General features: G+C 50.2%; 17 protein-coding genes. 10 read left to right on the forward strand and 7 right to left on the reverse strand.

Annotated elements, in window-relative coordinates; genetic code table 11:
• Positions 1-84: 84 nt before the first annotated feature.
• From AC5JMP_RS01970 to AC5JMP_RS01985, 4 genes are all read right to left on the reverse strand, one after another.
• The gene (locus AC5JMP_RS01970) at positions 85-1,209 is read right to left on the reverse strand and encodes a sensor histidine kinase (protein WP_495849743.1); all 1,125 of its coding nucleotides are present in this window, start codon (positions 1,207-1,209) and stop codon (positions 85-87) included.
• 580 nt (positions 1,210-1,789) lie between these two features.
• Complete coding sequence (locus AC5JMP_RS01975; protein WP_495849744.1) at positions 1,790-2,221, reverse strand: response regulator; 432 nt, start codon at positions 2,219-2,221, stop codon at positions 1,790-1,792.
• A 390-nt stretch (positions 2,222-2,611) separates the two neighbouring features.
• Positions 2,612-4,429 (reverse strand): sensor histidine kinase, encoded by a 1,818-nt coding sequence (locus tag AC5JMP_RS01980; protein WP_495849745.1) that lies wholly within the window; start codon positions 4,427-4,429, stop codon positions 2,612-2,614.
• 109 nt (positions 4,430-4,538) lie between these two features.
• Positions 4,539-7,334: a PAS domain-containing sensor histidine kinase gene (locus tag AC5JMP_RS01985; protein WP_495849746.1), complete on the reverse strand. Its 2,796-nt coding sequence runs from the start codon at positions 7,332-7,334 to the stop codon at positions 4,539-4,541.
• A gap of 249 nt (positions 7,335-7,583) precedes the next feature.
• Between AC5JMP_RS01985 and AC5JMP_RS01990 the strand changes: the two genes are divergently transcribed.
• The 7 genes from AC5JMP_RS01990 (at position 7,584) to AC5JMP_RS02020 (ending at position 15,409) form a co-directional block, all read left to right on the forward strand.
• Positions 7,584-8,312, forward strand: coding sequence for a 15,16-dihydrobiliverdin:ferredoxin oxidoreductase (locus AC5JMP_RS01990; RefSeq protein WP_495849747.1), 729 nt, complete (start codon positions 7,584-7,586; stop codon positions 8,310-8,312).
• 20 nt (positions 8,313-8,332) lie between these two features.
• Complete coding sequence (locus AC5JMP_RS01995) at positions 8,333-9,076, forward strand: phycoerythrobilin:ferredoxin oxidoreductase (RefSeq protein WP_495849748.1); 744 nt, start codon at positions 8,333-8,335, stop codon at positions 9,074-9,076.
• A gap of 399 nt (positions 9,077-9,475) precedes the next feature.
• On the forward strand, positions 9,476-9,994 hold the full coding sequence (gene cpcB / locus AC5JMP_RS02000) for a C-phycocyanin subunit beta (protein ID WP_495849749.1): 519 nt from the start codon (positions 9,476-9,478) through the stop codon (positions 9,992-9,994).
• A 90-nt stretch (positions 9,995-10,084) separates the two neighbouring features.
• On the forward strand, positions 10,085-10,573 hold the full coding sequence (gene cpcA, locus AC5JMP_RS02005) for a C-phycocyanin subunit alpha (RefSeq protein ID WP_495849750.1): 489 nt from the start codon (positions 10,085-10,087) through the stop codon (positions 10,571-10,573).
• 165 nt (positions 10,574-10,738) lie between these two features.
• Positions 10,739-11,563, forward strand: a complete 825-nt coding sequence (gene cpcE / locus AC5JMP_RS02010) for a C-phycocyanin alpha-cysteine-84 phycocyanobilin lyase subunit CpcE (RefSeq protein WP_495849751.1) — start codon at positions 10,739-10,741, stop codon at positions 11,561-11,563.
• Between the two features lie 45 nt (positions 11,564-11,608).
• Complete coding sequence (gene cpcF, locus AC5JMP_RS02015; RefSeq protein WP_495849752.1) at positions 11,609-12,421, forward strand: C-phycocyanin alpha-cysteine-84 phycocyanobilin lyase subunit CpcF; 813 nt, start codon at positions 11,609-11,611, stop codon at positions 12,419-12,421.
• 225 nt (positions 12,422-12,646) lie between these two features.
• Positions 12,647-15,409, forward strand: a complete 2,763-nt coding sequence (locus AC5JMP_RS02020) for a DEAD/DEAH box helicase (protein ID WP_495849753.1) — start codon at positions 12,647-12,649, stop codon at positions 15,407-15,409.
• Between the two features lie 55 nt (positions 15,410-15,464).
• Here AC5JMP_RS02020 and AC5JMP_RS02025 read toward each other — a convergent pair whose 3' ends face one another.
• Entirely contained in the window at positions 15,465-16,532 is a 1,068-nt protein-coding gene (locus AC5JMP_RS02025; RefSeq protein WP_495849754.1) for an SDR family oxidoreductase, read from the reverse strand.
• A 357-nt stretch (positions 16,533-16,889) separates the two neighbouring features.
• Between AC5JMP_RS02025 and AC5JMP_RS02030 the strand changes: the two genes are divergently transcribed.
• On the forward strand, positions 16,890-17,276 hold the full coding sequence (locus AC5JMP_RS02030; protein WP_495849755.1) for an ArsR/SmtB family transcription factor: 387 nt from the start codon (positions 16,890-16,892) through the stop codon (positions 17,274-17,276).
• A 107-nt stretch (positions 17,277-17,383) separates the two neighbouring features.
• Here AC5JMP_RS02030 and petM read toward each other — a convergent pair whose 3' ends face one another.
• Positions 17,384-17,488: a cytochrome b6-f complex subunit PetM gene (gene petM, locus AC5JMP_RS02035; RefSeq protein WP_495849756.1), complete on the reverse strand. Its 105-nt coding sequence runs from the start codon at positions 17,486-17,488 to the stop codon at positions 17,384-17,386.
• Positions 17,489-17,730: 242 nt separating this feature from the next.
• Between petM and pdxA the strand changes: the two genes are divergently transcribed.
• Both pdxA and AC5JMP_RS02045 read left to right on the forward strand, forming a co-directional pair.
• On the forward strand, positions 17,731-18,864 hold the full coding sequence (gene pdxA, locus AC5JMP_RS02040; RefSeq protein WP_495849757.1) for a 4-hydroxythreonine-4-phosphate dehydrogenase PdxA: 1,134 nt from the start codon (positions 17,731-17,733) through the stop codon (positions 18,862-18,864).
• Positions 18,865-19,665: 801 nt separating this feature from the next.
• Entirely contained in the window at positions 19,666-19,887 is a 222-nt protein-coding gene (locus AC5JMP_RS02045) for a DUF4327 family protein (RefSeq protein WP_495849758.1), read from the forward strand.
• A gap of 249 nt (positions 19,888-20,136) precedes the next feature.
• Here AC5JMP_RS02045 and AC5JMP_RS02050 read toward each other — a convergent pair whose 3' ends face one another.
• Positions 20,137-20,511, reverse strand: coding sequence for a hypothetical protein (locus AC5JMP_RS02050; RefSeq protein WP_495849759.1), 375 nt, complete (start codon positions 20,509-20,511; stop codon positions 20,137-20,139).
• Positions 20,512-20,827 lie beyond the last annotated feature (316 nt).

Raw genomic sequence — 20,827 nt, forward strand, 5'->3', positions numbered from 1 at the left:
TCATGGCGGGGGAATGTGGATTTTAGATTGGCGAGATCTGATGGACATTAACGGCTCCATAGCAATCCTAAATCAGCTGTAGGGCTACTCTGCATTCTGAACGATCGGCAATTGAACAATAAACAGGCTGCCCTGCCCTAACGCTGACTTAACGGCGATCGTGCCATTATGAGCCTCTACAATTCTGCGGGACAGGTACATACCCAGCCCACTACCCGATCGCTTGTGGTTGCCCTGCCGGAAGCGATCGAATAGAGTCGCCTGATCTTCTGGAGAGATACCCGAACCTGTATCTTCTACCTCAATCGCCACCAGACCAGGTTGAGCTGTGGATTGAGTGGCTTTGTCCAATCGAATCGTGATCGAGCCGCGATCGGTAAATTTGATGGCGTTACCAATCAGGTTGGTGAGCAGCCGCCGGATCTCCATGCAGTCGGCGGCGATCGTGGTGTCAATGGCTGCATCTATGGCGATCTTCAGTCCGCGCTCTTGTGCCAAGGGCGCTAACTCCTGCACCACTTCTTTAACCAGGGGATACAGTTTGCAAGACTCAAAAGACATGGTTTTGCGACCTGCATCATGTCGATAAACTTCCAGAATGGTGTTGACCATGTGCAGCAAGTTCTGGTTGCTGCGGATCATCACGGTTAGCATATCCTGCATATCTGGAGAAATGTCGCCAAATGCTCCCTCTTGAAATAGATTAAGCGTTCGATCGGCAGCAACTAGCGGCGTTCGGAGGTCGTGGGTTAGCCGAGAGACAAAGTCTTCGCGCTGGCGTGCTAACTGCTCTTTCTGCTGTTCGGCGAGTGCGGCTTGCATCTCTGCTTGGTGGATACGAACGGCATTGCGCAACACTTGAGCCAGGGCTTCGGGCGAGAGCCGTCCTTTGGCAATATAGTCGGATGCTCCCGCTTTCATCAGTTCGACAGCGATCTGTTCGTCACCTTGTCCAGTAAGAATGATCAGCGGGATTCTGATGCTGTCTCCTCGGAGTACCTGCACCAGCTCTAGCCCAGTCATATCGGGCAGGCGATAGTCGATAAACGCGCAGTCAAAGATCTGCTCTTTGAGGATAGCGATCGCCTCTCCACAGTCAACCGTTTCTACGGCTTTTATGGCTACACCTGCCGCCTTCAAAAGACGACGCAATGCCATGCGATCGACTTCATCATCATCTACAATCAGAATCTTGAGAATTTCATCCATATAGGTAACTCATGGAATAAGAATTTGAGGTCAACCCTCCTAACGCAGTTCCTACCCTAATACAGTTTTTTCAGTGGGTTTGACAGAGCGCTCAAGGAGATCTCCGCCGAAAATATTTCTGTAGCCTGTTCTTTTTATGGCGTACGGCTGTAACTTTGGTGGGTCGATCGCAAACCACAGCAAAAACTAACCTCCTAAAGACATCGAAGCTTTAGAACAACGCACAGATTAGAACAACTTGCACAACTCAATCACTGTGAATCGTTAGATGGAAGCGCTTAACTTCAGCGCTAAGCTCATTCTCTCAGAGATTCTCTGTTTGGGATTGGGGGATATCTCTACTCAATGCTGTCGGTAAAAAGACGTTTTTTTACAAACTTGACCTTTGTGCAGATGACTTTTAGAGAATGCCTAATGCTATTTCAAGCCAGCTGTGCTTTGCATATGCAGACAAATAGAAGCCCCCAAAACTGGAGAGTCGGGGACAAATGCACAACAGTCGGTATTTTTATCAAATGTCCTCCCATAGAGAGAACTTCCAGAGTTTGACTCTGATTGAGTAAGGCTTACTCAACAAGGCTTATTCAACAGGCATTTCGCAGAGTGCCCAATACTTGTTCAAAACATCCATGGTGTCTGCAAACTTGCTAAAGGTCACAGGCTTCAGGATATATCCTGCAACATTTAAGTTGTATGCTTCTACCCGATCTCTATCTTGATTAGAGGTCGTCAAGACAATCACAGGAGTCATTCGTAATTCAGCATCCGATCGCAGAGCATAGAGAAATTCAATGCCGCCCATCCGAGGCATATTTAAATCTAATAATACTAAGCGCCTAGAGGCTGGAATAGCTCCCTTGCCTTGGTCACGAAGCATACTTAAAGCTTCTAATCCGTTGGAGGCAACGTAGAGAGGATTTTCAATATTGTGTCTTTTGAAGGCTCGTTGAACGTTCATCACATCCACTTCATCGTCTTCGACAAGGAGAATATTAATAAGTCGCTCCTGCATTTTTTTAACTTGGGCTAACATTGAGAACACTTTGAGAAGATCATTAAATCACACTTGAAAAAGAACGTTTAACCCAGTTAATTAAGTTTCTATGTATAAAAGATATCTAAAAGCATCACCTTTTTTCTAGCCCATGAGTTAGATATTGGCTTAACTTATGTAAGTAGACCATATTCTTATACAACTTATACATTCTTATCCAGAACGCAATAAGCCAATTATAGCTAGAAAGCTTTGGGGAAGGACATTCTATCGATCGCCCATATTTAGCTTCAGCCTGGACGAATCTTGCACAACTTGTTGAAATCACGCAACTTATACGGTCTGTATGAGTTTTTGTATGACTTCTATGTATTTACCCGATCGCTCAACCGATTTTTAAGCAAATTTTTAAGTTTCTATTGGGAATGGGAGAGATTCTTTGAGCCAGGTGAAGTAAAACGTTGCGCCTTTGTCCACCTGAGATTCTACCCAAATCATGCCGCCCTCCGTCTCCACGATTTTTTTGACGATCGCTAAGCCAATTCCGGTACTCTCCTTTGTGTCTCTAGGTTGTAGTGTTTGGAAGATAGTAAAAATGCGCTCGTGATACTCAGGTGCAATGCCGCTCCCATCATCTAAGACGGCAAATTCGTAAAATTTATCCTGCTCTCGGCAAGAAATATCGATCGAGCCATCGGCACGGGGATGGTGATTGATGGCGTTGCCGATCAGATTGGCGAAAACCTGGCGGAGCAAGATGCGCTTTGTCTTGAATTGCGGCATATTGGACTGAATTTTGATATTGAAAAGCTGCGGCGGGTCGAGAGAATCTAGCACCTCCACAATCAGATCGTTAACATTTACCGTTTCAACTGGAGTTTTGCTGCGTCCAACGCGCGAATATTCCAGCAGACCGTTGATCAACGCCTCCATGCGCATGACTCGCCCCCGCAACAGCTTCATCTGGTGCTGATTTTCGGGGGGAAGCTGTCCGCTTAAGTCTTCCTCAATCCATTCCGAAAGATTGGCGATCGCCCTTAGGGGTGCTTTCAGATCATGGGAGGCAACGTAGGCAAACTGCTCTAGCTCCTTGTTGCGATCTTCCAAAGTATTGTTGGTTTGAGCCAAGACAGATGCCAGTCGGACTAACTCATCTGCTCGGCTTTGCAGCTTAGCTTGAGCGTCTTCAAAGACAGAAATGTCTCGGATAATCACAATCAGCCGATCTTCTACCTGAAGATCGCTAATGGAAATCTCAGCCGGGAAAGGAGAACCCACCTTACGCAACCCCATCGTCTTCGACTGCTGACTGCCCACAAAGCGCCTTTTCTTATCTTCCTCATAGCTCTTTAAAATTGGATCGGCAAACAGCATATTGAGCCGCTTACCTTTAACCTCGATCGCCTCATAGCCAAACATTTTGGAAGCCGTCGGGTTGAAAAGCTCAATCTCGCGATCATCATCCAAAATAATTACGCCATCCACAACGTGGGTAGCGATCGCTTGAAGCATCGATCGACTTTCGCGGAGCAGTCGCTCGCGAGTTCTTAGCTCTTGGTCAAGGTTGCTAAACAAAAACAGGGCAGACCCCGTGCCCATGATGCTAACTAGCACCGCCGACCACAGCAGCGTGTTAGTAAATTGCTGCACATTGTTTTTGTCTGACTTGTATTGCTCAAGCAGCGCCCGTTCATCGGCTTGAAACTCACCAATGGCAGACCGGAGCTGATCCATCGCCACTTTGCCTTCAAACACCCGTTGAATGATTTGTGATGAATCGGATGAAGTTTGATTTTGAATGAGGCGAATAGCTTCTGTCACGATGTCAAGGCGTTGCTGCGACATTTGACTGATCGTCTGCAATCGCTGACTCTGTGCTGAGGTATCGTCTGGCAGTAAGGCATCTAGCTTCTGCAATTCTATCGGCACCTGCTCGATCGCCTGGTTATAAGGGGCTAGAAAATCTTCGTTTCGGGTAATGATATATCCCCGCGCACCCGTTTCGGCATTCAGCATTTCTAGCAGGAGGGTATTGCTCTCAACAATGACCTGCTCGGTAGAATCTGACTGCTGCTGCACCATGAGATTGCTGTCTCTTGACCAGATCCAGCCTGCTAGCGTAATGGCAATACAGACCGCCGGAATGGCAATGACAATTGCTGCCCTCTGACGAGTGGGCAGCTTTGCCCAAAAATTAGTTAAGCCCTTTCCAGGAATTTTATACATCCATAACCTCTGTGCAACCGCCCACCTAGCCTCACAACTCCATTCGCTTACCCCCGTAAACGCTTATTCAGGCAACGCTTATTCAGGCATCGCCTCACATCTTCTAAACTCAGCCTCTAGGACGCTTGGGCCAGGTAAATCGGAAAGTGGTGCCCGCACCCAACTGAGACTCAATCTGAATGCTTCCCCCTTCTGTCTCCACGATTTTTTTGACGATCGATAGCCCGATCCCTGTACTCTCCTTGATATCTCTCGACTCAAGCGTATGGAAGATCGCGAAGATCTTCTCGTGGTGCTCAGGGGCAATGCCGCGACCGTCATCAGTGACCGTGAACTCGTACATTGAGCCTTTGTCCTGAATGGCGATCGCCACAGATCCGTCAACGCGGGGATGATGCTTTATAGCATTGCTAATTAAGTTAGAAAAAACCTGTCTCAAAAGGAGGGGTTTGGTGAGAATAGTCGGCATATCTGGCGCGACCTGAATCGTGAAAGATTCGGGTGGAGCCAGAGAATCAATCACTTCACTGAGCAAAGTCTGGACAGACAGCGTTTCGGCTGCAACCTGGGTACGCCCCACTCGTGAGTATTGCAGCAGCCCGTTGATCAAAGACTCCATGCGGTGAACGCGCCCCCGCAAAAGCTGCATCTGGTGCTGATTTTCATCAGGGAGGCGATCGCCTAAGTCTTCCTCAATCCATTCTGAGAGATTGGCGATCGCTCGCAGAGGGGCTTTCAGGTCATGGGAGGCAACATAGGCAAACTGATCAAGTTCGCGGTTGCGCTCTTCCAATAGCAGCGTGGTGCTTGTCAGCAAACCATTGACCTGAAATAGCTCATTGGCACGTTCTTGAACCTGCATCTCGGTCTGCTTGCGATCGGTAATATCCGTTATGGTGCCCACATAGCCAATCATTTCGCCGTTTTCGAGAACTTCGGGCAGCGCTTGACAAACGACCCAAGTAAAGCTGCCGTCTGGTCGCTGATAGCGGTAGTCTGCCTGATAGGGCAATCGATTCTTAACCGAGGCAAGCCACTCTGTCACCATGTGTTGCCGATCGTCGGGGTGAATCGATTGCTGCCAGCCCTCTCCTAGCCCTTCCGAGATTGGCACTCCGGCAATTTCTGCCCAGTATTGGTTGAGGTAGGTGGCTCGTCCGTCGAGATCGGTTCGAAACATGCCGACGGGTAAGATCTGGTTGAGCGTAGCGTAGCGGCGTTCGCTTTCCCGGAGAGCTTCTTCGGCTTGCTTGCGATCGGTAATGTCTGTAATGGTGCCCACATATCCAATGATCTCGTCGTTATCCAACATTTCGGGCAAAGCCTGACAGACCACCCAGGCTAGCTCACCGTTAGCGTGCTGAAACCGCAGCTCTGCCTGGAACGGCAGACGGGCGCGCACGGTTTCATACCAGTTTTTAACGAGCGAACGGCGATCGTTGGGGTGGATGGCTCGCCGCCAACCGCTGCCTCTTGCCTCGGCAAAGGTCAATCCCGCAATTTCTGTCCAGCGTTCGTTGACGTAGAGGTATTTGCCATTGCGATCGGTTTTGAAGATGCCCACCGGAGACATCCGCGCCAAGTTGGCGTAGCGGTGTTCGCTTTCCCGCAGAGCCTGCTCGGTTTGCTTGCGATCGGTGATGTCAGTAATGGTGCCCACATAGCCCACCACTCTGCCGTCCTCCAGAGTTTCAGGGAAAGCCTGACCTAATACCCAGGCAACCTGCCCATCGGGATGCTGAAAGCGACACTCGGTATAAAGCGCCTGCTTGGTACTCATTGCCTCCTGCGATTCCCAAATTACGCGATCGCGATCGTCAGGATGGAGGGCATTCGTCCAACCCTCGCCTTCGATATCACCCGTTAAAAATCCTGAGATTTCTCGCCAGCGCTGGTTGACATAAAGGCACTTGCCTAGGGGATCAGTACGGAAGATGCCCACTGGAGAGCGTTGCGCTAACGTCGCAAACAAGAGTTCACTTTCCTGAAGGGCTTTCTCAGTTTGCTTGCGCTCCATAATATTTTCAAAGGCTACCCCAGCACATTGATTAGGCAATGGAAAGACTCTAAAACTGTAGATACCGCTGACAAGATCATCGCTATACTCAGCTTCGGGCTTGGTTTCTGCAACGCCCGATCGGGCAACTCTGGCAATGATCTCGACATCTTCTGGAGGAATGGCGGGAAAACAATCGGCTATCCGCTTACCCACCAGGGTTTTAGTCGGGCGGTTTGCCATCTGCTCAGCCAAAGGATTAGAGGTGACTAGCTCCAGCGAATAGGGATCAGCGCGATCGGCTAAACGCCAAACATGTACCCCAACCTGCATCGCTTGAACAATATCTGTGTAAAGCTGCATTTCCGCTGGGGTACATGGGGTAACTTGGGCAGCTGCTTCAGCCGCTTTTTTATATTGAGTGATATCTTTGCCTTCTGCTAGCAGCAGCAAGACTACGCCTTCGTCGCTGCAAATAGGCTTGAGCGACAAATCGATCGTCATTGCCCGATCGCCTGCCACGAGATCAACTTCGCAAGACACGGCTTCATCGCTCACGGCGGCAGCAATCGCCTGCTGTAGCTGCGTCCGAGCAGTAGACTCCGACCCACCGCAAACTTCCCAAAAAGGTTGCCCCACAACTTCGGCGATCGGCACGCCCACAAACTTCAGCAAAGCTCGATTGGCTTCTAATACCGTGCCAAAGGCATCTAGCAGAGCCGTCAGTTGGGAGGACTCTTGAAAGGCTTTAAAAAACTTTTGCTCGTTCAGATGCAAGAGATTATCCGACAGATGAAGATTATAGGCTCCCATGAAAGCTTGACGAGGCTGTCCTACCTCTAAATCGAGACAATCTGGGTCGGACTTTGCCTCTGAGTAAACCGTATCAAGCTTATGGATTTGACTCATGCAGCAGCCTCAATCAGGAAACATACAATCCATGATAGACATTGGAAAAGCATTAGGAGGAAGGAGGTGCCAAGGCTAAATTATAAAGCTGCAAAATGAGTCAGTAATTTTGTGCCATCAGCTACATACATTAAAAATCGTTACTTTCTCTGCTTGATTCGGGACAAGCCGATTATGAATCCCGTAATGTCAGGGGTCTGAGATATCAAGCTTAATCTTCTCCCTATAGACCCGTATACAAATCTTTTCATGTACAAACCTTTTCTTGAGCATCTGGAACGATCGCTGTTTCAAAAGTTTGATTTGCAGAGTCGCTCGATTCCAGCAGGGCTAGAGTATCGGGTGAGCGATCGCGGTCGCAACCCCGCTACCATTCAAAGCTGGTGCTACCAATGTCCAGAGTTTCGGAAAATTCGCTACACCTACATTGATGCCGGGGCAAGCGCTCAGATCTTCAATAGCGTAATTTATCCTGGATGCCACTACGATTTGCCCCTGCTGGGCATTGATTTTTTATCTTTTGGTCAGGTCAAAAACTTGATTGTGATGGACTTTCAGCCGCTGTTCCAAGATGAAGCCTATCTGAAGAAATATATTCATCCACTGAAGGTGCTGCATGAAAAATATCCAGACCTGGCGCAAGACTTGGAAATGAAGTTTTACGACGCAAACCAGTATTTCTCGAAATATCTGCTGTTTGCCAAAACTGATGCCGAAACCGTGAAAACCAGAGTGTTTGAGGCGTTCACGGATTATTTGAATCTTTACTGGCAAATGCTGGAAAACGCGCAACCCTTAACCGATCCTGAAGATATTCAGCGAATTGTCAAAGCGCAGAAGGACTACGATCAGTACAGCGCTGAACGCGACCCTGCATCAGGCTTGTTTGGCAGCTACTTCGGACAGGACTGGTCAGAGCGCTTCCTACATGGTTTTTTGTTTGAAGATGCCGTGTCGTTAGCGACTGCGGCGGTCTAATCTGTTACTAAAAATACTCCATGACCCTCTATCAGCCCTTTCTCGACTACGCGATCGCCCTTCTGCAAGAATGCCCAGACCTACAGCCTTACCCGATTCCGGCTGGGTTTGAAACGAAGTCGGCGATCGTCGGCAAAGGCAAGCATCAGGATGAGATCTTGACCACTAGCTATGCCTACCAAACGCAAAAACTGCGGCAAATCCGGGCAGCCCATGTCCAGAGCAACTCGTTTCAAGTGCTAAATTTTGTAATTTTTCCTCATCTCAATTACGATCTGCCCTTCTTTGGCGCGGATTTGGTGACGCTACCGGGCGGACATCTGATCGCGATAGATATGCAGCCGCTGTTTCGAGATGATGAGGGCTACCAGGCAAAATATACCCAGCCGATTCTGCCGATGTTTGAGGCTCATCGATCGCATCTGCCTTGGGGTGGCGACTTCCCAGATGAGGCTCGTCCCTTCTTCTCACCTGCCTTTCTCTGGACGCGCCCCCAGCAAGTTGAAGATGTAGAAACCTATGTGTTTGCTGCCTTCAAAGATTATCTTCAGACCTATCTAAACTTTGTCGAGCAGGCACAGCCCGTCACCCAGCCTCAGCTCCTAGCAGACATAGAGCAAGCGCAACTCCGCTACCTTCGCTATCGAGCCGAAAAAGATCCGGCAAGGGGAATGCTGACGCGCTTCTATGGCGCTGAATGGACAGAGGAATATATCCACGGATTTTTGTTCGATCTAGAAAGAAAGAGGGTGCTTAGCCGCTGATGCCCTTAATAAAGAATTTAGATTGTTAACACTTCTTCATATTCTCAATTATTTTTCTGAGGCTTTGAATTCCGCATGTTGGAAAAGCGCACCCCTCTGTAGCGCTGGAAAGAATGCCCCTAATCACCTGAATGGGCGGGTTATTGAGTGTTTAAGGGCGACCTGCAAATCTGAGACTTCTCGGCTTAAAGGCACTATCCTTGACAATTTGTAATAAATAACGATCCAACGACATAGTATAAACAGAGATGTTGAAGTGTTGTGCAAAGCAGATGCGGGCTACCTGTTATCTGATGAGGCAGGTTCTTCAAATCGCTTAAGAATTGTAAAATATTCCAAGCTTCCTCATTGGAAGATAAGGAAACCGTTTCATTACAAACAAACTAGGAGATTTAGTTTATGTTAGACGCATTTGCAAAGGTGGTTTCTCAGGCTGATGCACGGGGCGAGTACCTCAGCACCAATCAGCTAGACGCTCTGAGCGCAATGGTTGCTGAAGGCAACAAGCGCATGGATACCGTTAACCGGATCACCAGCAATTCATCGACAATCGTGGCAAATGCAGCTCGTGCGCTGTTTGCAGAACAGCCTCAGCTCATCACCCCCGGCGGCAATGCCTACACCAGCCGTCGGATGGCAGCTTGCCTCCGCGATATGGAGATCATCTTGCGCTACATCACCTACGCAATCTTCGCAGGAGATGCCAGCATCTTGGACGATCGCTGCCTCAATGGTTTGAAAGAAACCTACTTGGCTCTGGGCACCCCCGGCGCTTCTGTGGCAGTTGGCGTTCAGAAAATGAAGGATGCTGCTTTGGCGATCGCCAACAATCCTGATGGCGTGACCAAAGGCGACTGTGCCAGCCTAATGGGTGAAGTGGCTAGCTACTTTGACAAGGCTGCTTCTGCGGTTGCTTAAGCTGCGCCTCAAGTTTTTCAGTCCGTTGGCATCTGAGATAGTTGCCTGAGGTCATTTCAAAATACAAGATTAACTGGAGAGAATCTGAACATGAAAACCCCCTTAACCGAAGCAGTTTCTGCTGCTGATTCCCAAGGACGCTTCTTAAGCTCCACCGAGATCCAAACTGCATTTGGTCGTTTCCGTCAGGCTTCTGCTGGTTTGGAAGCAGCAAAAGTTCTAAGCTCTAAGGCTTCGACCCTGGCTTCTGGCGCGGCAAATGCTGTGTACCAAAAGTTTCCGTACACCACCAGCATGACTGGGCCTAACTTTGCTTCTACGCAAGTGGGCAAAGACAAGTGTGTGCGTGACATCGGCTACTACCTGCGCATGGTCACCTACTGCCTAGTTGTGGGCGGCACAGGTCCCATGGATGACTATCTGATCGGCGGCATTGCTGAAATCAACCGCACTTTCGATCTGTCTCCTAGCTGGTATGTTGAAGCTTTGAAGCACATCAAGGCTAACCACGGCTTGAGCGGCGACCCTGCTGTTGAAGCAAATTCCTACCTCGACTACGCAATCAATGCGCTGAGCTAGGTATTGGGTTGGCATGAAGCCGATTAAGTGAACGATTTTGCCCGGAGGGGTAAGCAGTAGCCAGCTCAGGTTGGTCTTTGTTTACGCTTCCGGGCATCGTCTTTAAAGAGGCAGCCTGCTAAAAAAATGGCAAGCTATTAAGCACAGACTTTGTTACGGCTCAACATGAACAGCGAATCTGGGATTCAGGACGATACTCAACTCACCATAGAACAGGCGATCGCCAATCTTCAGGGAGAAGATCTGGGGCTGCGAGTCTATGCGGCCTGGTGGCTGGGGCGGTTTCGAGTCGATGCGCCAGAAGCGATCGATGTGCTGATGGCGGCTCTGGAAGATGAGGACGATCGCACCCATACGGGCGGCTATCCGCTGCGGCGCAATGCGGCAAGGGCATTGGGAAAATTGGGCGATCGTCGTGCGGTTCCCGTGTTGCTCCATGCTTTGACCTGCTCAGATTTTTATGTGCGAGAGGCGGCGGCGCAGTCTTTGGAAATGTTAGGCGATCGCTCCAGTATTTCCCTGTTAGTGGAGCTGTTGAACGATCGCGTTGCCGGAACGCATCCTGCTCCCGAACCGCCTCAGCTGACTCAACCCTTCGATGCCATCTTGGAGGCGTTGGGGACTTTGGGCGCAGTCGAGGCAATTCCGGATATTCGCCCCTTCTTAGACCATTTTGTGCCGCGCGTTCAGTATGCAGCCGCGCGCGCCATGTACCAGTTATCTGAACCTGGAATGGCGGACGAATACGGCGATCGCTTGGTTCAAGCCCTATCTCACGATGACTTGCAGCTCCGTCGCGCTGTGCTGGCAGATTTGGGGGCGATCGGCTATCTGGGTGCTGCTGATGCTATTGCTCAGACTCTGGCCGAGAATAGCCTGAAGCTAATTTCGCTGAAGGGCTTGCTAGAAAAACAGGTGTTGTTGACTTCGCCACCCCATTTGTCTCCGGGCGCGATTAAAGTCATGACAATTATGGATGAATTGTTGTAGCAGGAGTCACAATGAAGACAGGATTTATCGATCGTTTTCCTTGCCATGTCTGACTCTCTTTCCCCTTTGATTCGGGCTGTAGAAGCCGCAGATTCTTCTACGCTATTGACAGAAGCGGTGCAAAATTTGGCGGCAGCTCGTCAGACAGGTGCTATTCCTACGCTCATTGCGGCATTGAGCTACAACAATCCGGGAGCGGCAGTGGCGGCAGTGGAAGGACTCATTCATCTGGGAGAGCCAGCCGTTCCTGCGCTGATTGAGCTGCTTGATCTGCACAACTATACCGCTCGCTCTTGGGCAATTCGCGCTTTGGCAGGCATTGGCGATCCCAGAGGGCTGGTGACTTTGCTGGGAGTGGCAACCGCCGACTTTTCCCTCAGCGTCCGACGGGCGGCGGCTCGTGGGCTGGGCATGATGAAATGGCACTGGTTCCCTGCCGATCTGCTGGAAGTTGCCCAGGAGGAGGTGCTAGAAGCCCTGCTGTTTGTAGCTCAGCAGGATGATGAATGGGTGGTGCGTTATGCTGCCGTGGTGGGTTTGCAGTCGCTGACGGGTGCCGTTGACGAGACTTATTCAGAGTGGCGATCGCGCATTCACTCTCAATTTGAGTACATGGCGAATCATGATCAGAGTGCAGCAGTGCGTGCCCGCGTCTGGATGGCGCAACAGCAGATTCAGGCAGGCGCTATTGTGCCACCTGTTGAGGACCGATCGCCTCTCTCTTCTACAGATTGGCAGGTCATTTTAGAAGGGTTATACAGCCGCAAAGGGCAAGAGCGGCTTGTGTTAGCAGAGGGAGATCCGCGTCGGTATCATGGACTGGCTGTATCGATCGCCCAAAAGACTGAAAACTCCTAAATTTCAGACATCATCCCCAGGCATTGCTGAATCTGGGTATGATTTTTTTGAAAGAGGCGATCGGCGCCTTTTTTTAAAATTACACACCGTTAACCAGCAACGCCCAAACCCAGACAGCTTATACGTATAGATCGCCCGAAATGAGGAGAATTTGAATCCAGGGTTACAATAGCGGTGTCTATGTGATTTTGTCTGATTCATGATTGCGATCGCATCCTTAAATTTGTGAGTGTTTCCCCCAATTCTGGTTTTAATGCTGAACTCGACTTGCCTGGACATGATTCGCCTGGACTTGACTTAAACAGGCTGTTTCCTTTTCCGCTAGATGACTTCCAGAGGGAAGCGATCGAGGCACTAGATGCTGATCGATCGGTTGTGGTGTGTGCCCCAACTGGCTCTGGAAAGACTCTGATTGGTGAATATGCCATTCATCGGGCGTTGGCTAGAGGCAAGCGGGTTCTGTACACCACGCCATTGAAGGCACTCTCCAATCAAAAGCTGCGAGACTTCCGCGATCGATTTGGGGCTGATCGCGTGGGGCTATTGACGGGAGATATGTCGGTGCAGCGAGACGCACCGATCCTGGTCATGACTACCGAGATCTTTCGCAATATGCTTTACGGCACGCCGATCGGGCAGGTGGGAGCCTCGATGGTGGATGTAGAAGCCGTCGTGTTAGACGAATGTCACTACATGAACGATCGTCAGCGCGGCACCGTTTGGGAAGAGTCAATTATCTATGCGCCGCCCGGAATTCAGCTTGTGGCGCTGTCTGCCACGATCGCCAACAGCGACCAGCTGACTGACTGGATCAACCAGGTTCATGGTTCGGCAAAGCTGATTTATTCGGACTTTCGCCCGGTGCCCCTAGAGTTTCACTTTTGCAGTCCCAAAGGGCTGTTTCCTCTGCTCAATGACAGCGGCAAGGGCATCAATGCTCGGCTGAAGCCTAAAGGCGGTAAGCAGCGCGGCAGGCAGGAGCCGCCCCATATTGGCTTTGCTGTCAGCCAGCTTCAGCAGCGAGATATGCTGCCCGCCATTTATTTCATTTTCAGCCGTCGAGGATGCGATAAGGCGGTGGAGGAAATGAATAACTTCTCTTTAGTGAGCGATCGCGAAGCCGCCATTCTTAAAGAACAAATTGATGCTTTTCTGGAGCGCAACCCCGAAGCGGCAAGAAATGGTCATGTTTCGGCGCTCTATCGAGGCGTTGCATCGCACCATGCAGGGGTGTTGCCTGCCTGGAAGACCTTGATCGAGGAGCTATTTCAGCAGGGACTCATTAAAGTGGTTTTTGCCACAGAAACCCTGGCAGCAGGAATCAATATGCCTGCCCGCACCACGATGATTTCCAGCCTGTCCAAGCGCACCGATCGCGGACATCGGCTTCTAACCGCATCTGAGTTTCTGCAAATGGCAGGACGGGCGGGGCGGCGAGGCATGGATGAGATTGGCTATGTGGTCACGGCACAAACGCCTTTTGAAGGAGCCTCGGAAGCAGCCTATCTGGCGACCTCTAAAGCCGATCCGCTGGTCAGCCAATTTACGCCCAGCTATGGCATGGTGCTCAATCTGCTGCAAACCCATACGCTGGAAGAAGCTAAAAATCTCGTAGAGCGAAGCTTTGGACATTATCTGTCCACGATTCATCTGCGTCCGCAGCAGCAGGAAATCGCCCGACTTAATGCCGAGCTGAGCCAGCAGCAGACTCAGATTGATGCCGTTGACCCGGCTCTGCTGAGCAGCTATGAGAAGCTAAACGATCGCCTGAAGGAAGAAAGACGGCTGCTAAAGGTCTTGCAGCAGCAGGCTCTAGAGATTACCGCCGACAATATGGCGATCGCCATTTCCTATGCGGTTGCCGGAACGGTGGTGAGCCTTAAGGGTAAGCATGTGCCCCTATCTGCCCCGTTACCCGCCATTCTGGTGATGAAAATGCAGGGTTCTGGGCAGTTTCCTCATCTGGTTTGCCTAGGGCAAGACAACCGCTGGTATGTGGTGACGGTTTCAGATGTGGTGGGGCTGCATGCTGAGTTTCCCAGATTGGTGCAAGCCGATGAGCTAGTGCCCCCTCTAGAGCTAGCCCCTAGAGCTGGATCGATCCGTAAAGGGGATGAAGTCACAAGGGCGATCGTTCAACAAATTCCGCCGCTAGATGCCGAGCTAGATCTGCCGCCTGAAGTCCGAACGCAGCAAGGACGAGTTAACGCCTTAGAAACCCAGCTTCAGACCCATCCGCTCCGACAGTTTGGCGATCCAGGTAACTTGCTAAAACGCTACAGCCGAGTCAGCAAGCTGCAAAAAGATCTTCAGGATCGTCAGGAAAAGCTGAATCAGTATTCTCAGCGCTACTGGCAAGAATTCCTCAATCTCATGGAAATCCTGCGCTACTTTGGCTGTCTCAGACCTGTTGAAATTGAGGATCAGCCGGGAGACAGCAACCCCGCCAAGGCGATCGGTTCTCGATCGGGCGAACAGTGGCAGCCAACTTCATTAGGCGAAATCGCTGCTGCCATCCGAGGCGATAATGAGCTGTGGCTGGGTCTAGCCTTAGCTTCTGGGGAACTCGATCGCCTAGAGCCGCAGCACTTAGCTGCCGCCTGTGCAGCGCTGGTGACAGAGGTTTCGCGCCCCGATAGCTGGACGCGATACGAAGCTTCTGGAGAAATTGATGAGGCTTTGGGCGGATTGCGAGGGCTGCGCCGAGAGCTGTTTAAGCTCCAGCGTCGCTACCAGGTGGCGCTACCCATTTGGCTAGAGGCGGACTGGGTCGCCCTGGTAGAGCAATGGGCGATGGGAGCCGACTGGATTGAGCTGTGCAGTAACACGAGCCTAGATGAGGGCGATATCGTCAGAATCCTGCGGCGGACGGTGGACTTCCTCTCTCAGGTGCCCCATGCGCCTTACCTCCCAGGTGAGCTGAAAGAAAGCGCACAGTTGGCGATTCGGGCGATCGATCGCTTCCCCGTCAACGAAGGAGTAGATTAGGGGCTAGGCGTAAAGCTACACCGCTACCCCTTCCATCTGAAACCCTCTCAATCCCCTAGGACTCTTCTTTGGTCGGATCGCTAATGGCAGTCGATTGAGTTGCCGATCGGGCAGCAGCAGATTTAGCGATCGCCTCTTTAGCATTCATGGGCTTAAACGGACTCCGCTTCTTGTTTTTGCGTTCTTTCGCTCTTTCGCGCTCGTACTCTAGCTCCTTCAGCTTCTTGGTAATGCGCCCAAAGTATTCCTGCATATAGGTTTCGAGCGTAGTAGTGTCTTTAGGATCGATGCCAAACGCGGTATAAGTCTCATCCATGGATGCCGTTAGAGGCTGTCCGGCAGCCACGACTTCCGCAAAGGCAAGGCGATCGGCAACATTCCAAGTCCACTGGAAGAAGCGAGCTATCTTTTGCACAGCTTGCAAGACTCCGATCGGCATTCGGGTAATTTTTGCCTCTCGCCCCGACAACCGTTCACACAGTCGAATGACTTCGTAGGCTCCCCAAGCTCGTGAACCCACCACAGGGAAACACTTCTTCCCAGTTTCTGGCACCTGGAGCGATCGCACCGCAAACTTGGCGATGTCTTGCGTGTCCATGTAAGCCGTGGGCGCACCGTCCCCCATCACCCAAACTGCCTGCTTTTCCAAAATTGGGATCGCATATTGCCCGATCAATCCCTGCATAAAGCCGCAGAGTCGCAAGACCGTGTAGTTTAATCCAGACTCTGCCAAGTACAGCTCAGTGCAGCGCTTAATCTCCATCAGCGGCACATGGGGGTATTTCTCACAATCCAAAATCGAGAAAAAGATGAAGCGATCGATGTTTGCCGCCTTTGCTGCCTGGATCAGCGCCACTTTGCCATCCCAATCCACCTGGCGAATAGAGGCATCTGTAGGTCTGGCGGCAGCAGCATCAACCACAGCTGTCATGCCCTCTAGAGCAGGAGGCAGAGTGTCTGGGTAACGTAGATCGCCCTGAACTAGCTCTGCACCCCATTCCTTTAAGAAAGATGCTTTTCTAAAGCTGCGCACCAAACACCGCACCTGAAATCCCTCATCCAGCGCGCGGCGAACAATTTGCCTTCCTAAAGTCCCAGTGGCACCGACAACCAGTATATTCATGAGGGATACCGTAAAGAATTGTTAAACTTCGTTAATATACAAGATACCCTGAAATGCACCTGCTTTGACAAGGCGGTTTTGATTGCATCTTGACTGCATCTGCCTCAGTCTTGGAAGCGCCTCAACCATTACAGCAATTTTCAATTGCGTAAACCACAGTTATTTTTGTAGAAGCCTCGCGGAGCGAGGCTTCTACAAAAATAACCCACACTTAACCGAGTGCAAAGCGCTGTAAGTGCTGAATCAAGTGCCGTAGTAATAGATGTTAGGCTTAGGGTGCCATCGGGGTTTCACCTTTTCGAAAGGCACCCTGTACCTTGAGCGATGTCGATTCTGCACTTGAGTTGATTCTGCATTATGAATTTTGCCTCCACAACTCCTGATTCCGCTCCAAACTGTGAGGTTCAGCATCCGGTTGATCTCAACAATGTCCGTCAAGTCCATCAAGATATTCTAGATGTTGCGAAAGCTCAGCGAATGGCAGAGTTTTTTAGCCTGTTGGGAGATGCCAACCGTCTGCGGATTTTGTCAGCATTAACCCATCAGGAGCTTTGCGTTTGCGATCTGGCTGCCGTCGTAAAGATGACAGAGTCAGCAGTTTCTCATCAGCTTAGGGCTTTGCGGGCTATGCGGCTAGTAAGCTACCGTAAGCAGGGGCGAAATGTCTTCTACTACCTGAAAGATAGCCATGTCGCAAATCTATATCGAGAAGTTGCGGAGCACTTAGATGAGCCAGAAGATTAGAGGCTTAAACCCTGAAAGCTTAAAAATTCCTCAAGCTGCCTCTTTGCATGGCTTTCTGATTCTGGGAAATTTGCTTAGAGGTCTGAAGTAGACCCCAAAAACTGCGCTTACTCTTCACCGCCTTGAATTTTGAGCATTAAGAAGCCCAAGCTAAGACCCACTAAAATTAAGGATGAAGACAGGATTGCAGCTCTAAAAATTTCGATATTCATGGGGTGAAATTCTCCAAGGTGGAAGTTTTACAAAAATTAAGACTTTATCTATCTCCCTTTGTTTGCTGCTGTGGCGGCAAGGTGCAACAGCGCCAAGTAGATGGGCAAGTCTTTAATAAAACCGTTTAGAGCATTGTAAAACAGTTCGGGGTGCAAATTTTAGGGCAACACAAAGGCAAGTGTGCCGCGATCGCCCTCTCCCCAAGTTCCATCACGCACTTTTAGGACATATTCAGCCATCTATGGCGCATTCAGCAAGTTCAACTCCGCTTTCGATCTCCTTGCCTTCTCGTCTTAAGTTAGCGATCGCTCTAGGCGACCCTGCCGGAATTGGCACTGAGGTGACGCTGAAGGCATTGAGCGATCCGGCAGTAACGCAATGCTGTGACGTAGTGCTGGTAGGCAATCGATCGCTGCTCTGCCAGTCCTATGCCTCGTTGTCTCAACGGCTCGGTGCAGGTGTCTCTTTGGCTGACCCAACACAGTTCTCCATTGTGGACGTGCCTCTGGATGCGGCGGCGATTAACACAATTGCTCCAGGTCAGGAAAATGTAGCTAGTGGAGAGGCAAGCTTTCGTTTTCTGGAGAAGGCGATCGCTCAAGCTCTCGCAGGGGAAGTCTCAGGCATTGTCACGGCACCCATTTCTAAATCTGCCTGGAAGTCAGCAGGGCATCTGTATCCGGGACAAACGGAGCTGTTGGCAGAGCGATCGGAGGTGCAGCGCTATGGGATGCTGTTTGTGGCGCGATCGCCCCATACAGGCTGGACATTGCGAACGCTGCTAGCAACGACTCATATTCCCTTGCGGCAAGTCCCAGAGGCGCTCACGCCCGATCTGCTCACCCGCAAGCTAGAGCTGCTCCTGGACTGTTTGCAGCAAGACTTTGGCATTCAGCATCCCCACATTGCCATCGCTGGACTCAACCCCCACAGCGGCGAACAGGGGCAGCTTGGACGAGAAGAACAAGATTGGCTAATTCCTTGGATACGACAAATGGGCGATCGATTTCCAGATGCCTCGCTGCAAGGCCCTGTGCCCCCTGATACCCTTTGGGTGCGCCCAGGGCAAGTTTGGTATGGCAGTGCCGACTCTAAGAAAGTTTCTAAGACGGCTCATGATGCTTACCTAGCGCTGTATCACGATCAGGGGCTAATTCCTGTGAAGCTGATGGCCTTCGATCGAGCAGTGAATACAACGATTGGTCTACCTTTTGTCCGTACCTCTCCTGATCATGGGACGGCTTTTGATATTGCGGGACAGGGAATTGCCGATGCGACCAGCATGAAATCGGCTATTTTGCTGGCGGCAGAGCTAACTCAACAGCGGCTTGTACGCGGTGGGGAGACGATTGCATCCATGACTCGTCCTGTCTAACAACCGTAATCTTACGGATGCCAAGATACAGTTTGTTGCCAAATTCAGGCAGCCCTCTGAAGACAAACTTCCACTGAAGTGCAATATTAACGGTGGAAGCGGTATGTTGCACTTCAAAACTGTGTTTACTCCTTGGCTAGGGGCTTCCTGCTTTGAAGGTTTGAATGGTTTAACAATCACGTGACTAAAGCTCAAGAAACGTGCTGAATCTGGCTTTATGTGTTTGAAAGGGGCGCGGAGCGCCCCTTTCAAACACATAAAGCCAGCGATGCCAAAGAATGTTCCTCCGTGTGTTGCCTCAATACGAAACTAATCTGGATTTGGAGAAGGGGCTTGAGCCAAATTCCCGCTCAATTTAGTTACGTTGTATACTTTTGACATTAGCAATTGAGTTCATTACGCCTCCTACTGCGATCTGGTACTGCACCTGCAAACTGTTACCGCGATTGTTCATGAAGTGCATCTATTAACGCGAGGCATCTCTGCACAATGCAGATCTATGATCTCAACATAGGGTCTGGGTTCATCGTGCCGATCGCTGAGATGGGAGCATCCCAGGCAATTCTTCAGATCAGCCACCTCTAAATTTTCTTCGGGGCTATCACATTGTCAAGGTTCAGTGACTTTTGCAATGTTTATTAATATAATCAGGAGGGTAGTGGCGCAAGAATAGAAATTATTCAGTATACCGGATCACAAAGTGAGCCATTTAATTAAATATTAGGCAGCTTTCGGGGGTAGACATTAGCTCTACTCTTCACTCTGTCGCAGTTTCCAAGTCTGATAAATGGAGGGTGAATCATGATTAATGTACTTCAATATTCAATGAGTTTGATTCAGGATGAGGCACGTCAGTTGGTGCAGACAGGCGTAGTTAACCGCCAGCAGCCTATCTATGTTCTCTGCAAATATATTCCAGCTCGAGAATGGTCTTGTGTGGAGTGCGTGTTAGAGAACAATGACTACCTTCTGAGAGATCGAATCGGCGATTTGATCGGTCGTGAAGATTGGACAAATGACTAGACAAAACTTTGCACAAAAATTCCGCTGATTTCCAAAGTCTGGATTTCTCAGCGGATTAGAAGAACTCTATATCTGCTGCTTATAGCTGTCGCAGCCTGCTTAGGGCACTTTTTGCTTAAGGCATTTAGGGTGAGGCGCTTCGCGCCCCACCCTAAATGCCCCGTCCTAATCGCCTTAGCGGTTGCTATATATGTCGATCAGCTATCTAAGAACTAGATGGCAAGATCTAGAGTACCCATTTGGAAGAAGCTATGAGTCTTGTGCTCGTAGCTTTTCTATTTCGGCTCGTAGGGCGGCAATTTGTTCAGTTAGCTCTTGTAAGTCTTGCTGTGCGGCGGGTGAAACTGAAGTCGCTAGCGTGGAGACTGTGCTGGTGGCGTTGGGTTGGCTGACTCGACTAGAAGCTTGATTGATCAGCGAATCTACAAATCCACGCGCTTCTCGCTCTGCGCTTTCGCCTTTAGCCTCCCATTCTTCCGTGAGTTGGCTCAGCTCTGTTTTAAGCTTTGCCAGATTAACATCTCGCTGTTGCGGGTCTTGTAGCGTTTCGATAAATGTTGCCGTTGCGCCTAGAGTAACGCGCAGGCTTTTTTGAGCAAGCTGGAGTAGGTTATCAGAATTCATGAGATTTATCCGTTGAAGTACAGCAATGCGTCTAGGTTCGGCAGTCTTAGGTCTAGAATTTTAGGCTCAGAAGCAATTGAGCGATCGCATTTTCAGCAATCCATTCCAGAAATTTCTGGGGTATAGCGTTTCTCAAGCGCATCATCAGATTAACTGATTTGGCTTCGATCGCGCCTCCTCAAACAGGATCAAGAGTTGAAAATCAGCCTTGGAACTGCCAAAATAGCCGTCTTCCGTCCCGTATACTGTCTCGATATACGGACTTAGCGACCGCAAACTCCCACAGCAATTTTTAATTGCATAAACCGCAGTTGTT

The sequence above is a fragment of the Drouetiella sp. genome (genome assembly GCF_059504425.1).